This window comes from Conexibacter sp. W3-3-2 (genome assembly GCF_009707605.1).
Classification (GTDB): Bacteria; Actinomycetota; Thermoleophilia; order Solirubrobacterales; family Solirubrobacteraceae; genus Paraconexibacter; species Paraconexibacter algicola.
In genome coordinates this window covers 654,658-668,076 of the sequence record NZ_WLYW01000001.1, presented here as the reverse complement: position 1 = coordinate 668,076, position 13,419 = coordinate 654,658, and the positions used below count along the sequence as shown (strand labels likewise).

12 protein-coding genes and 1 pseudogene are annotated in these 13,419 nt (G+C 73.4%); all 13 read left to right on the top strand.

The window, feature by feature from the left end:
* The first annotated feature begins 19 nt into the window (after positions 1-19).
* The 13 genes and pseudogenes from GKE82_RS03330 to GKE82_RS03270 all read left to right on the top strand — a co-directional run bounded on the left by GKE82_RS03330 (position 20) and on the right by GKE82_RS03270 (position 13,387).
* On the top strand, positions 20-1,021 hold the full coding sequence (locus GKE82_RS03330; protein WP_154732321.1) for a zinc-binding dehydrogenase: 1,002 nt from the start codon (positions 20-22) through the stop codon (positions 1,019-1,021).
* Positions 1,022-1,199: 178 nt separating this feature from the next.
* Positions 1,200-2,843 carry a 2-isopropylmalate synthase gene (locus GKE82_RS03325; RefSeq protein WP_154732320.1) on the top strand — a complete coding sequence of 548 codons (1,644 nt, stop codon included), beginning with the start codon at positions 1,200-1,202 and terminating at the stop codon, positions 2,841-2,843.
* Entirely contained in the window at positions 2,840-4,087 is a 1,248-nt protein-coding gene (locus GKE82_RS03320; RefSeq protein ID WP_154732319.1) for a M20/M25/M40 family metallo-hydrolase, read from the top strand. The genes GKE82_RS03325 and GKE82_RS03320 overlap by 4 nt, the downstream gene beginning before the upstream one ends.
* A 78-nt stretch (positions 4,088-4,165) precedes the next feature.
* Positions 4,166-4,984 carry a DUF4394 domain-containing protein gene (locus GKE82_RS03315; RefSeq protein WP_154732318.1) on the top strand — a complete coding sequence of 273 codons (819 nt, stop codon included), beginning with the start codon at positions 4,166-4,168 and terminating at the stop codon, positions 4,982-4,984.
* Positions 4,985-5,023: 39 nt separating this feature from the next.
* The gene (locus GKE82_RS03310; protein ID WP_154732317.1) at positions 5,024-5,623 is read left to right on the top strand and encodes a hypothetical protein; all 600 of its coding nucleotides are present in this window, start codon (positions 5,024-5,026) and stop codon (positions 5,621-5,623) included.
* Between the two features lie 43 nt (positions 5,624-5,666).
* Entirely contained in the window at positions 5,667-6,263 is a 597-nt protein-coding gene (locus tag GKE82_RS29710; protein WP_309233370.1) for an XRE family transcriptional regulator, read from the top strand.
* Between the two features lie 14 nt (positions 6,264-6,277).
* Positions 6,278-7,632, top strand: a pseudogene (gene leuC, locus GKE82_RS03300) (3-isopropylmalate dehydratase large subunit).
* Positions 7,633-7,634: 2 nt separating this feature from the next.
* Positions 7,635-8,180 carry a 3-isopropylmalate dehydratase small subunit gene (gene leuD / locus GKE82_RS03295; RefSeq protein ID WP_154734980.1) on the top strand — a complete coding sequence of 182 codons (546 nt, stop codon included), beginning with the start codon at positions 7,635-7,637 and terminating at the stop codon, positions 8,178-8,180.
* 11 nt (positions 8,181-8,191) lie between these two features.
* Positions 8,192-9,229 carry a 3-isopropylmalate dehydrogenase gene (leuB, locus tag GKE82_RS03290; protein WP_154734979.1) on the top strand — a complete coding sequence of 346 codons (1,038 nt, stop codon included), beginning with the start codon at positions 8,192-8,194 and terminating at the stop codon, positions 9,227-9,229.
* Positions 9,230-9,259: 30 nt separating this feature from the next.
* Positions 9,260-10,198, top strand: a complete 939-nt coding sequence (locus GKE82_RS03285; protein WP_309233369.1) for a branched-chain amino acid transaminase — start codon at positions 9,260-9,262, stop codon at positions 10,196-10,198.
* Positions 10,199-10,395: 197 nt separating this feature from the next.
* Positions 10,396-11,955: a citramalate synthase gene (gene cimA, locus GKE82_RS03280; protein ID WP_230316080.1), complete on the top strand. Its 1,560-nt coding sequence runs from the start codon at positions 10,396-10,398 to the stop codon at positions 11,953-11,955.
* Positions 11,952-13,067: a DegT/DnrJ/EryC1/StrS aminotransferase family protein gene (locus GKE82_RS03275; RefSeq protein WP_154732316.1), complete on the top strand. Its 1,116-nt coding sequence runs from the start codon at positions 11,952-11,954 to the stop codon at positions 13,065-13,067. The genes cimA and GKE82_RS03275 overlap by 4 nt, the downstream gene beginning before the upstream one ends.
* Complete coding sequence (locus tag GKE82_RS03270; RefSeq protein WP_154732315.1) at positions 13,064-13,387, top strand: hypothetical protein; 324 nt, start codon at positions 13,064-13,066, stop codon at positions 13,385-13,387. The genes GKE82_RS03275 and GKE82_RS03270 overlap by 4 nt, the downstream gene beginning before the upstream one ends.
* Positions 13,388-13,419 lie beyond the last annotated feature (32 nt).

The window sequence follows — 13,419 nt, the reverse complement described above, 5'->3', positions numbered from 1 at the left end:
CGTCGGTAGGCTGGCGCGCATGCGCGCCATCGTCATCACCCGTCACGGGGACGCCGACGTCCTGCAGGTCCAGGAGCGTCCCGCCCCCGTGATGCGGCCGGGCGGCGTGCGCGTCGCGGTCCGCGCGGCGGGCGTGAACTTCGCGGACCTGATGGCGCGCCTGGGCCTGTACCCGGACGCGCCCCCGGTCCCCGCCGTCGTCGGCTACGAGGTCAGCGGCGAGATCACCGAACTCGCCGACGACGTCGAGGGCCTCGCGGTCGGTCAGCGGGTCCTCGCGGGCACCCGCTTCGGCGGCTACGCGGAGGAGGTCGTGGTCGGGGCGGGCGACGTCGTGCCGCTCGCCGACGGCCTGAGCTTCGAGCAGGGCGCCGCGATCCCGGTGAACTACGCGACCGCGTGGGCCGGCCTGGTCGGCTTCGGCAGCCTGCGCGCCGGCGAGCGCGTCCTGCTGCACGCGGCCGCCGGCGGGGTGGGGATCGCCGCCACGCAGATCGCCCGCAGCGTCGGCGCGGAGATCCACGGCACCGCCTCGCCCCACAAGCACGAGGCGATCCGCGGCTTCGGGGTGGACGTCGCGCACGACTACACCCGCAAGGGGTGGGAGCGCGGCCTGCCGCCGTTCGACCTGGTCATGGACGCGATCGGCGGCGCGTCGCTGGCCCGCAGCTACGGCATGCTGCGCCCGGGCGGACGGCTCGTCGCGTTCGGCGCCAGCTCCGTCGTCGACGGCGAGCGCCGCAACCTCCTGAAGGCCGCACCCCAGGCGCTGCGGATGATCCGCGGCATCAACGCGATGGACGCGATGGGGGAGTCCAAGGCGCTGATCGGCCTGAACATGCTGCGACTCTGGGACGACCGCGGAACGCTCGAGCCGTGGATCACGCCGCTGCGCGCGCTGATCGACGACGGGACGGTGCAGCCGGTCGTCTCGGACGCGGTCCCGTTCGCGCAGGCGCCCGAGGCGCACCGGATCCTCACCGAGCGACGCAACGTCGGCAAGGTCGTCCTCGTCCCGTAGCACGGTCCGCTTGGCGGCCGGGACCCCCGGTGCTAGCCTCCGTGGCCGGTGCTGCACCTGCTCGACCTCCGACTTCTCCTCCTCCCCCCTCGGGGGAATAGTGCGTGGCGGCCGCTGATGCCGCGAACCCATCTGGAAGAGTCCGAGTACGAGCCCGACAAGGAGCAGTGAACCCACGATGTCCCCCGACGTACCCGAGCGCGACGACACCGGTCGCGTCCTGATCTTCGACACGACCCTGCGCGACGGCGAGCAGTCGCCCGGCATCTCGCTGAACACCACCGAGAAGCTCGAGATCGCCCACCAGCTCGCGCGCCTGGGCGTCGACATCATCGAGGCGGGCTTCCCGATCGCCTCGCCCGGCGACTTCGAGGCGGTCCAGGCGATCGCCCGCCAGGTGCAGGGCCCGGTCATCGCCGGCCTCGCCCGCGCGAACCCGGCGGACATCGACCGCGCCTGGGAGGCCGTCAAGGACTCCGAGCGGCCGCGCATCCACACGTTCGTCTCGACCTCCGACATCCACATCGAGCACCAGCTCCAGGCCACCCGCGAGGACGTCAAGGGCCTCGCCCGCGCGTCGGTCGCGCAGGCCAAGGCGCTGTGCGACGACGTCGAGTTCTCGCCGATGGACGCCACGCGCGCGGACGTCGAGTTCACCGCCGAGGTCCTGCAGATCGCGCTCGACGAGGGCGCCACGACGATCAACATCCCGGACACGGTCGGCTACGCGATGCCGGCCGAGTATGCCGCGTTCCTGACGCGTCTCTACGAGCTGGTCCCGGACCTCCACAAGGCCGTCCTGTCCACGCACTGCCACGACGACCTCGGGCTCGCGGTCGCCAACTCGTTCTCCGGCGTGCTCGCGGGCGCGCGTCAGGTGGAGGGCGCGATCAACGGCATCGGCGAGCGCGCGGGCAACGCCTCGCTCGAGGAGTTCGTGATGCTGCTGCACACCCGCGGCGAGGAGCTCGGCCTGCACTGCGACGTCGTCACGACGGAGATCGCCCGCACCAGCCGCCTCGTCAGCCGCCTCACCGGCTACGTGATCCAGCCCAACAAGGCGGTCGTGGGCCGCAACGCGTTCGCGCACGAGTCCGGCATCCACCAGGACGGCGTGCTGAAGGAGCGCACGACCTACGAGATCATGGACGCGCGGACCGTGGGCCTGGACACGAACTCGCTCGTGCTGGGCAAGCACTCGGGCCGCCACGCGCTCAAGCAGGCGCTGGAGGACCTCGGCTACCCGGTCGACGGCGCCACGCTGAACACCGCGTTCAAGCGCTTCAAGGAGCTGGCGGACAAGAAGAAGCAGGTCACCGCGATGGATCTGGAGGCGCTCGTCACCGACGAGCTGCGCGCCGAGATCCCCGGCTACGGCCTGGAGTGGTTCGAGGTCGAGGCGTCCTCGCAGCGCCCGCCGCACGCCCGGGTCGGCGTCTCCACGCCCGACGGCCGCTCGATCGAGGGCAGCTTCACGGGCGACGGGCCGGTCGACGCGGTCTTCCGGGCGATCAACGCCGCCACGGGGATCGACGCCCGGCTGCGCGAGTTCCGCGTCGACGCCGTGACCGGCGGGCAGGACGCGCTCGGCGAGGTCAGCGTCGTCGTCGAGCTCGGGGACCCCGACGCGGCGATCGCCCACCACACGCCCGGCGTCCTCGCGGGCGAGCGGGTCACCGGCGCCGGGCAGGCGGTCGCGACCGACATCCTCGAGGCCGGCGGCACCGCGTACGTCCGCGCGCTGAGCGCAGCGGTGCGGCGTGCCCAGCTGGCCGCCGACGCCCCGCAGGAGGACCGCGCCGCGCTGCTCTCGACCCCGTGAGCGCGCCGGAGGCCGCCGCGCTGGCGGCCCTGGACCCGGACGAGCTCGTCGCGGACCTCGCGGCGCTCGTCCGGATCCCGAGCGTCACGGGCGACGAGCGCGCCGCCCTCGAGCACCTCGCCGAGCGCGCCCGCGCGCTCGGGCTCGAGACGGCGCTCGACACGCACGATCTCGCCGCGGTGCGCGCCGACCCCGAGCAGCCGGGGGAGGACGGCGAGCGCGACGAGCTGCTCGGCCTGCGCGCCGGGCTGCCCGGGGCGCTCGTCGATCGCGGCCGACCGCGCCTGGGGCTGTGCGCCCACGTCGACGTCGTCCCCGCGGGCACCGCGCGCTGGAGGCACGGCGCGTGGTCGGCGACCGTGGACGACGGGCGGCTGCACGGGCGCGGCTCGGCGGACATGAAGGCGGGCGTCGTCGCGGCGCTGCACGCGCTGGCCGCCGTCCACCGGGCGGGCGTCCGGCCGCCGTGCGACCCGGTGCTGCTCGCCGTCTCCTCCGAGGAGGACGGCGGCCTCGGCGCGTTCGCGGCGCTGCGCGCGGACGCCCGCTACGACGGCTGCGTGATCCCGGAGCCGACCGCCTTCGCGGTCGTCTGCGCGCAGGCGGGGGCGATCACCTTCCGCGGCGAGGTGCGCGGCGTCGGCGCCCACGCCGCGTTCCGGCGCGAGGGCGTGTCGGCGATCGACCGCTACGTGCGCGTCCACGCCGCCCTCGCCGCCCTCGAGGTGCGGCTCAACGCCGCGGTCGACGACCCGCTGATGGCCGCGCTCGCGCTCCCGTACCCGGTGCTCGTCGGGCGGCTGGCCGCGGGCGAGTGGGCGAGCACGGTGCCCGACCGGCTGACCTTCGAGGGGCGAGCACCGGTCCGCGTGGGCGAGTCGGTCGAGCAGGCGCGCGCGACGGTGGAGGCGGCGGTGGTCGCGGCGCTCGACGGTGACGGCCTGCCGCCCGTCACGCTGACCTGGCCGGGCGCCCGGTTCGCGAGCGCCCGTACGTCCCCGGAGCATCCGCTCGCCCGGACGGTGCTCGAGGCGACCGCGCAGGAGCGGGGCGGCGCCGCGCCCGGCGGCGTGCCCTGGGGCGCCGACATGCGGCTGTTCGCGGCGCGCGGCATCCCGACCGTGATGGTCGGTCCGCGCCCGCACGCGATCCACGGCGTCGACGAGCACGTGGTCGTGGCCGAGGCGCTCGCGACCGCCCGGATCCTCGTGCGGACGCTCTGCCGCTTCCCGGGCGGCGGGTGAACTCTCGGGGCCCGACCTGCGAAGAAGGAAGGAGACGGTCACCGCACACGTTCCCCGTCCCCGTTCCCCAGGAGCCCCATGACCCTGTCCTCGCGCGCCCGCGCAACCGCCGCCACCGCTGCCCTCCTCGCCGTCCTCCCGGCCGGCGCCGCCCAGGCGGAGACGATGGTCGGCATCGACGCCAACGATCGGGTGGTCACCTTCGACAGCGCGACGCCCGGGAGCGCGAAGGCCCGCGCGGTCCGCGGGCTCGCCGCGGGGGAGACGATCGTCGGCCTGGACCGTCGGCCGGCGACCGGCGCGCTCGTCGCGGTCTCCTCGGCGAGCCGGCTCTACACGCTGAGCCCGCGGACCGGGCAGGTGACCCCGATCGGGATGGCGGCGTTCACCCCGGCGCTGTCGGGCAGCGCGGTCGGGTTCGACTTCAACCCGACGGTGGACCGCATCCGCCTGACGACGTCCAACGGCCAGAACCTGCGCCTGAACCCGGACACCGGCGCGGTCGCCGCGACCGACGGGCCGCTGAAGTACAACGCCGGCGACCAGGGGGAGGGCACGCCCGCGTTCGTCGGCGGCTCCGCGTACACGAACAACGTGGCCGGGGCGACGACGACGCAGCTGTTCAACCTCGACAGCCGCCGCGACGCGCTGCTGCTGCAGATGCCGCCCAACGACGGCGGGCTGAAGACGATCGGCTCGCTCGGCCGCGCGTTCACGAACCCGATCGGCTTCGACATCAGCGGCACCTCGAACACGGCCTACGCGAGCCTGCGCTCGCCCGGCGCCCGGTTCTCGACGTTCGGGCGCATCGACCTCGCCACGGGGCGCTTCACCGCGACCGGCCGGGTCGGCTCGCGCGCGGTGCCGCGGCTGCTGAAGGCGCTCACGGTCCGGTAGCCCTCGCGCTCGGGGCCGGGCGCTGCGAGACTCGCGGCCATGTCCGACGAGCCCGAGCTCCACCGCGTCCTCCAGGCCCGGGCGGTCGCCCTCGACGGCGACGCCCACCGGGCCTGGATGGACGGGGATCCCGGTGCGGCCCGCGCGGCGTTCGCGCAGGCCGCCCGGACCTACGCGGCGTCGTGGGACGCCGCGCCCCCGGAGGCGTTCGGGCGGCTCGTCGGCCGCGTGAAGGCCGCGGTGCTGAGCGGGGACGAGGTCCTCGCCCGCGAGCAGTCGCGGGCGACGCTCGACGCGCTCGACGCCGTCGGCGGCCCGTCCTCGCCGGCGGCGGGGTGGGCGGCCGCGCTCGCGGCGCTGACGTTGCGCGAGGACGACCGGCTCCCGGACGCGACGGCCGCGATGCGGGGCGGCCCGCCGCCGTTCGCGCGCGCGGCGGACGCGGTGCAGGCGCTGGCGGCACGCGACACGCCGGGCCTGGCGGCGGCGCTCGCGGCGATCGTCGAGGACTTCGCCACGCGCGACGGGCACCTGACCGGGGTGGCGATCGCCGACACGGCGCTCGTGCTGCAGCTGCTCGGCCGTCCCCGCGGACTGACCGCGCCGCTCCCGGCGTCCGCGGTCCTGCCGACGGCCTGATCGGCCCCCGAAAACGGTTGTACGTGATAACGTACGCCGGACCGTGACCGCCGCCCCTGAAGAGCTCGAGCGCCAGGCCCACGTCGGGCCCCGCGTCCGCGCCCTGCGCGAGGCGATGTCGCTGTCCCTGCGCGACCTCGCCGAGCGCTCCGGCGTCAGCGCCCCGATGCTCAGCCAGGTCGAGCGCGGCGAGACCAGCCCCACCCTGCAGGTCGCCGCGAAGATCGCCGCCGGCCTGGACCTGCGGCTCTCGCAGCTGCTGCGGCTGGACGAGTCCGGCAGCGTCACGGTCGTCAAGGCCGGGGAGGGCCGTCGCGGCGGCACCGCCGAGGGCGGGCACCGCTTCGAGGTCCTCACCGCCCCGCTGCCCGGGCAGCGCGCCGAGCTGTCCCGCCACGAGCTGAAGCCCGGCGCCCGCACCGGCCGGGAGGGCGACCCGCCGATGCACGAGCCCGGCAGCCGCGAGACCGCCCTGGTCGAGCGCGGCACCGTCGTCCTCGTCGTCGACACCGAGCGCCACGAGCTGTCGGCCGGCGACTGCGTCACCTTCGACGCCGACCTGCCCCACCACTTCGAGAACCCCGGACCCGACGACGCCGCCCTCCTGGCGGTCCTGTCGGCGGGCCTGCGACGCAGCTAAGGAGAGAGTGCCCGATGGCCAGCACGTTGTTCGACAAGATCTGGGACCTGCACGAGGTCGCGGAGGGTCTGATCTACATCGACCTCCACCTCGTCCACGAGGTCACCAGCCCCCAGGCCTTCGACGGCCTGCGCCTCGCGGGCCGCCCCGTCCGGCGTCCGGACCGCACGCTCGCCACGGCCGACCACAACACGCCGACCGACGGCACGCCGGTCGCTGCGAAGATCAAGGACGAGCTCTCCCGCAAGCAGGTCGAGAAGCTCGAGGAGAACTGCGCCGAGTTCGGCGTCCCGGTCTACTCGCTGGGCTCCGACAAGCAGGGCATCGTCCACGTCATCGGTCCGGAGCTCGGCGTCACCCAGCCGGGCATGACGATCGTCTGCGGCGACTCGCACACCGCCACGCACGGCGCGTTCGGCGCCCTCGCCTTCGGCATCGGCACGTCCGAGGTCGAGCACGTCCTCGCGACCCAGACGCTCGGCCAGAAGAAGCCCAAGTCGATGCTCATCCGCTACGAGGGCGAGCTGGGCCCGGGCGTCACCGCCAAGGACCTCATCCTCGCGACGATCGGCCAGATGGGCGTCAACGGCGCCACCGGCCACGTCGTCGAGTTCGCCGGCCCGGCCATCGAGAAGCTCTCGATGGAGGGCCGCATGACCGTCTGCAACATGACCATCGAGGGCGGCGGCCGCGCCGGCATGATCGCCCCCGACGAGACGACCTTCGCGTACCTGCGCGAGCGCGGCGTCGAGATCGACCCCTCCTGGGTCGACCTGAAGACCGACGAGGGCGCCGCGTTCGACACGGTCATCACCGTCGACGCGAGCGCGATCAGCCCGCAGGTCACCTGGGGCACCACGCCGGAGATGGTCGTGCAGGTCACCGACACCGTTCCCGAGCCGCAGGACGCCGGTGACGAGCGCGCGCTGGAGTACATGGCGCTGCAGGCCGGCACCCCGATGACGGAGATCAAGCTCGACCGCGTCTTCATCGGCTCCTGCACGAACAGCCGCATCGGCGACCTCCGCGCCGCCGCGTCGATGATCGGGGGCCGCAAGGTCGCCGACGGCGTCATCGCGATGGTCGTCCCCGGCTCCCAGCAGGTGAAGAAGCAGGCCGAGGAGGAGGGCCTCGACAAGGTCTTCATCGAGGCCGGCTTCGACTGGCGCGTCGCGGGCTGCTCGATGTGCCTGGGCATGAACCCCGACGTCGCCGCGCCCGGTGAGCGCGTCGCCTCGACGTCCAACCGCAACTTCGAGGGCCGGCAGGGCCGCGGCGCCCGCAGCCACCTCGTCTCCCCCAGATGGCCGCCGCCGCGGCGATCGAGGGGCACTTCGTCGACATCCGTCAGTGGAACCAGGAGGGCTAGCCATGGAGCCGATCAACGTCGTCGAGGGACCGGTCACGGTCATCGACCAGGAGGACGTCGACACCGACCAGATCATCCCCGCGCGGTTCATGAAGCGCGTCGAGCGCACCGGCTTCGGCGAGTACTGCTTCCACGAGTGGCGCGCCAACGGCTACGACCTCCCCGCCAACCCGATCCTCGTGGCGGGCGCGAACTTCGGCTGCGGGTCGAGCCGCGAGCACGCCCCGTGGGCGCTCATGGACTACGGCTTCCGTGCCCTGATCTCCCCGAACTTCGCGGACATCTTCAAGAACAACTGCACGAAGAACGGGGTCCTCCCGATCGAGCTTCCCAAGGAGCAGTGCGACGAGATCGTCCGGCGCGGCAGCGCGAAGGTCGACCTCGAGGCGCAGACCGTCGACGAGTTCCCGTTCGAGATCGACCCGGAGATCAAGCGCCGGCTGATCGGCGGCCTGGACGACATCTCGATCACGCTGCAGAGCGAGGACCGCATCGCCGCCTACGAGGCCGCGCGCGAGCGCTCGGGCCCGGACACCACGAAGGTCTGACGGAGGACCACATGACCAAGATCGTCACGCTGCCCGGCGACGGGATCGGGCCGGAGATCTGCGCCCCCGCCGTCGAGCTGCTCGAGCACTTCGTCCCGGGCGTCGAGGTCGAGGAGCACGTCTTCGGCGGCGCCTCCATCGACGCGCACGGCACCGCCCTCACCGACGAGGTCCTCGCCGCCGCGAAGGCCTCCGACGCGGTGCTGCTCGCCGCCGTCGGTGGCCCCAAGTGGGACACGACCGATCCCAGCGCCCCGCGCCCCGAGCAGGGCCTGCTCGGCATCCGCAAGGCGCTCGGGCTCTACGCGAACCTCCGCCCGGTCCGGCCGCTGCCGGCGCTGTACGACAGCTCGGCGCTCAAGCGCGAGATCCTCGACGGCACCGACATGCTCGTCGTGCGCGAGCTGACCGGCGGCATCTACTTCGGTGAGAAGACCCGCACCGAGACCGACGCGTCCGACCTCTGCCACTACACGGTCGAGGAGGTCGACCGGATCGCCCGCGTCGCGTTCGAGGCCGCGCGCGGGCGCCGCAACCTCGTGCACTCCGTCGACAAGGCGAACGTCATGGAGACCTCGCGCCAGTGGCGCCAGGTCGTCCACGAGGTCCACGGCGCCGACTTCGCCGACGTGCAGCTCGAGGACCAGCTCGTCGACTCGTGCGCGATGCAGCTCATCGCCAACCCGACGCAGTTCGACGTCATCGTCACCGAGAACCTCTTCGGGGACATCCTCTCCGACGCCGCCGCGATGCTCTCCGGCTCCCTCGGCATGCTGCCCAGCGCGTCGCTCGGCAACCCGGACGGCCCGGGCCTGTTCGAGCCGGTGCACGGCTCGGCGCCGGACATCGCCGGCCAGGGCGTCGCCAACCCGCTGGCGATGTTCCTCTCCACCGCGATGCTGCTGCGGCACGGTCTGGCTATGGAGACGGAGGCCGCCGCGCTAGAGTCGGCGGTGGACCAGGCGCTCGACGCCGGCCTGCGGACCCGCGATCTCGGCGGCACCGCCGGGACCGACGAGGCGTACGCCGCGGTCCGCAAGTACCTCTGAAGCCCCGATCCCGACGACCAAGGACGACACGTGCAGCAGGCCGACCTCATCTGGATGAACGGCGAGTTCGTCAAGTGGGAGGACGCGAAGATCCACGTCCTCACGCACGGCCTGCACTACGGCACGGGCGTGTTCGAGGGCGTGCGCTGCTACGACACCGAGATCGGGCCGGCGGTCTTCCGCCATCAGGAGCACGTCGACCGGCTGTACCGCAGCGCCGGGCTGTACTACATGGACATCCCGTTCACGCCGGAGCAGATCCGGCAGGCGACGCTCGAGCTGATCGCCCGCAACGGGATGCGCTCCTGCTACATCCGCCCGCTCGTCTACCGCGGCTACGGCACCATGGGCCTGTTCCCGCTGGAGGCGCCGGTGGACGTCGCGATCGCCGTCTGGGAGTGGGGCTCCTACCTCGGGGACGAGGGGAAGGCCAACGGCGTGCGGGCGAAGATCAGCTCGTGGCGGCGCATCAGCCCCGACTCGCTGATCCCGCAGGCCAAGGCGTCGGGCCAGTACCTGAACTCGGTGCTCGCGAAGATCGAGTCGCACAAGGCCGGCTACGAGGAGGCGATCCTCCTCGACGACAAGGGCCACGTCTGCGAGGGCTCCGGCGAGAACATCTTCGTCGTGCGCGACGGCGTCATCCACACGCCGCCGCTGACCGCGTCGATCCTCGACGGCATCAACCGGCGCTCGGCGATCCAGATCGCCCGCGACCTCGGCTACGAGCTCGTCGAGCGCGACATCGCGCGCGGCGAGCTGTACCTCGCGGACGAGGTGTACGTCACCGGCACCGCCGCCGAGCTGACCCCGATCCGCGAGATCGACGACCACCCGGTCGGCACCGGCAAGCCGGGCCCGATCACCAAGGCCGTGCAGTCCGCCTTCGAGGACGCGCTCTACGGGCGCGCCCCGCAGTACCGCGACTGGCTGGACCCGGTGCCCGCGACCGCCCCGGTCGAGGCCTGACGTGCGGTCCGTGGCGGCGCCGGCGGTCCGGCGAATTCCCGGGGCGGCCTGATCCGGCGCGGGTGATCCGCGCGGGACGACGGCCGCCGCCGCCACCCGCCCGTGACCACCTCCGTACCCCAGGAACCACCGACCGATGAACTCCACCGTCCAGCTCTACGACGCCACCCTGCGCGACGGCATGCAGGGGGGAGGGCATGTCCCTCACCGCACGCGAGAAGGTCCGCGTCGCCCACCGGCTCGACGAGCTCGGGATCGACCTGATCGAGGCCGGCTTCCCGGCGTCCAACCCGAAGGAGCTCGAGCTCTTCGGCCTGCTCGCGCAGGAGCGCTTCGAGCACGCGCAGATCGTCGCGTTCGGGATGACCCGACGGCGCGGTGTGGCGGCGCAGGACGACGAGAACCTCCGGATCCTCGCCGAGTGCTTCGCGCCGGTCTGCACGCTCGTGGGGAAGACCTGGGACCTGCACCTCGAGAAGGTCGTGAAGGTCGGACGCGAGGAGAACCTCGCGATGATCGAGGAGTCGGTCGCGTTCCTCGTCGGGTGCGGCAAGCGCGTCATCTACGACGCCGAGCACTTCTTCGACGCCTGGCGGGCCAACGAGGAGTACGCGCTGGAGTGCCTGCGGGCCGCCGCGCGCGGCGGGGCCGAGCGGGTCGTGCTGTGCGACACCAACGGCTCCTCGCTGCCGCACCAGGTCGGCACCGCGGTCGGCGAGGTGGTCGCCGCGCTCGGCCGTGACGTCGCGGTCGGCATCCACTGCCACAACGACCTCGAGTGCGGCGTCGCGAACACGCTCGCCGCGGTGCTCAACGGCGCCACGCAGGTGCAGGGCACGATGAACGGCATCGGCGAGCGCACCGGCAACGCGAACCTCGTGTCGATCATCGGCAACCTGCAGTTCAAGCTCGGCTACGACGTCCTGCCCGGTGACCGGATCGAGAAGCTGACCGCGACCGCGCACTTCGTCGACGAGCTGCTGAACCTCGCCCCGGACCCCAACCAGCCGTTCGTGGGACGCAACGCCTTCGCGCACAAGGGCGGCCTGCACGTCGCCGGGGTCCGCGCCGACGCCTCGACCTTCGAGCACATGGAGCCCGAGCTCGTCGGCAACGAGCGCCAGCTGATCGTCTCCGAGCTCGCCGGCCGCCACACGGTCAGCGAGAAGGCGGCGGCCGCCGGCCTCGAGATCGACGACGCGACGGCCCAGCGGGTCATCGACCGGGTCAAGGAGCTGGAGGCCGACGGGTACCAGTTCGAGGCCGCCGACGGCTCCTTCGAGCTGCTGCTGCGCAAGGAGCTGGGCGGGCACGAGCCGCTGTTCGTGCTCGAGTCCTGGCGCACGATCGTCGACCAGAACGCCCAGGGCCACGTCGAGTGCGAGGCGACGATCAAGATCTGGGTCGGCGGTGAGCGCTACGTGCGCTCCGCGGAGGGCAACGGGCCGGTCAACGCGCTGGACGCGGCGCTGCGCTCGGTCGTGGCGGAGTTCCACCCGCACCTGCGCGACATCGAGCTGACGGACTACAAGGTCCGGCTGCTGGACCAGCACCATGGCACCGGCGCGACGACGCGCGTGCTCGTGCAGAGCACCGACGGCCGGCGCACGTGGGGCACGATCGGGGTGGCGCAGAACGTCATCGCCGCCTCGTGGCAGGCGCTCGTGGAGTCCTTCGAGTACGCGGAGGCGCCGCGCGAGCCCGCGCCGGCCGCCGACGCGGACGGCGATCCCGCGACCACGGGTCGCCGCGCATGAGCGAGGAGATCCCGGTCGCCAAGCCGGTGATCGGCCGGGAGGAGGAGGAGCGCGTCCTCGCGGTGCTGCGCTCCGGGCAGCTGTCGCTCGGACCGACCGGCCCGGAGTTCGAGCGGCGCTTCGCCGAGAAGGTCGGGGCGCGCCACGCGAGCGCGGTGTCGAGCGGCACGGCCGGGCTGCACCTGGCGCTGCGCGCGGTCGGCGTGCGGGACGGCGACGAGGTCGTGACGTCCCCGTTCAGCTTCGTCGCGAGCGCCAACGCGATCGTGTTCGAGCGCGCGACCCCGGTGTTCGCGGACATCGACCCGGTCACGCTCGACCTCGACCCGGCCGCGGCGGCGGCCGCGGTGACCGAGCGCACGACCGCGGTCCTGCCGGTCCACATCTTCGGCTATCCCGCCGACCTGCCGGCGTTCGAGCGGCTCGGGCTGCCGATCGTCGAGGACGCCTGCGAGGCGCTCGGCGCCCTGGACCGCGAGGGCGTCCCGGTCGGGGGGCGCGGCCATCCCGCGGCCTTCGGCTTCTACGCCAACAAGCAGCTGACCACGGGCGAGGGCGGGCTGGTCACGATGGGGGACGCGTCGATGAAGGCGCGCATCGACAGCGAGCGCAACCAGGGCCGCGCCCCCGACATGGGCTGGCTCGACCACGACCGGCTCGGCTTCAACTACCGGCTCAGCGACCTGCAGGCGGCGGTCGGCCTGGCGCAGCTCGACCGGCTCGACGGGATGCTCGCGGACCGCGCGCGGGTCGCCGCCGCGTACCGGGAGGCGCTCGCACCGCTGGCGGCGGACGTGGGGCTGGGTCTGCCGTGCGAGGACCGCGACCGCGAGCGCCGCGGCTGGTTCGTGTTCGTCGTGCAGGTCCCGCGCGAGCGCGACCGCGACCAGGTGATCCGCGACCTGCGCGCCCGCGGGGTGCAGAGCAAGCCGTACCTGCCGGCCATCCACCTGATGAGCTACTACCGCGAGGTGCACGGGCACCGGGAGGGCGAGTTCCCGGTCTGCGAGGACGTCGCCGCCCGCTCGGTGGCGCTGCCGTTCTTCCCGGAGATGACCGAGGGTCAGGTCGACCGTGTCGCCGCGGTGCTCGCCGAGGTGCTGCGGGGATGAGCGGGCGGGGCTCGGCCGTCGCGGGGTTCGTCCTCGCCGCCGCGCTCCCCGTGCTGCTGTGGCACGACCTCGTGGCGCGGATCGCCGCGAACTTCTCGTTCGACGCCGCGTACCTCGTGAGCGGCTGGACGCCGTGGGTGCTGATGGCGCTCGGGCTCCTCTGCTTCGTGCCCGCCGCGGTGCACGACCACCGGGCGCGCGGCCGCTTCGGCCGGCGCGACAGCGGCGGCTGGGTGGGGTGGGGGACGACCCTGTACCTGCTCGGGTTCGTGCTGGCGACCCAGGTCGCCCAGATCGCCGACGGCTTCGCGCGCGGCTGAGCGGCGGGCGCGGCCCGTCTGCCACTAACCTG

Excerpts from the sequence above, each read along its gene's own strand:
- GKE82_RS03330 (WP_154732321.1), top strand. The coding sequence starts at position 20 with ATGCGCGCCATCGTCATCACCCGTCACGGGGACGCCGACGTCCTGCAG.
- GKE82_RS03325 (WP_154732320.1), top strand. The coding sequence starts at position 1,200 with ATGTCCCCCGACGTACCCGAGCGCGACGACACCGGTCGCGTCCTGATC.
- GKE82_RS03315 (WP_154732318.1), top strand. The coding sequence starts at position 4,166 with ATGACCCTGTCCTCGCGCGCCCGCGCAACCGCCGCCACCGCTGCCCTC.
- GKE82_RS03310 (WP_154732317.1), top strand. The coding sequence starts at position 5,024 with ATGTCCGACGAGCCCGAGCTCCACCGCGTCCTCCAGGCCCGGGCGGTC.
- leuD (WP_154734980.1), top strand. The coding sequence starts at position 7,635 with ATGGAGCCGATCAACGTCGTCGAGGGACCGGTCACGGTCATCGACCAG.
- leuB (WP_154734979.1), top strand. The coding sequence starts at position 8,192 with ATGACCAAGATCGTCACGCTGCCCGGCGACGGGATCGGGCCGGAGATC.
- cimA (WP_230316080.1), top strand. The coding sequence starts at position 10,396 with ATGTCCCTCACCGCACGCGAGAAGGTCCGCGTCGCCCACCGGCTCGAC.
- GKE82_RS03275 (WP_154732316.1), top strand. The coding sequence starts at position 11,952 with ATGAGCGAGGAGATCCCGGTCGCCAAGCCGGTGATCGGCCGGGAGGAG.
- GKE82_RS03270 (WP_154732315.1), top strand. The coding sequence starts at position 13,064 with ATGAGCGGGCGGGGCTCGGCCGTCGCGGGGTTCGTCCTCGCCGCCGCG.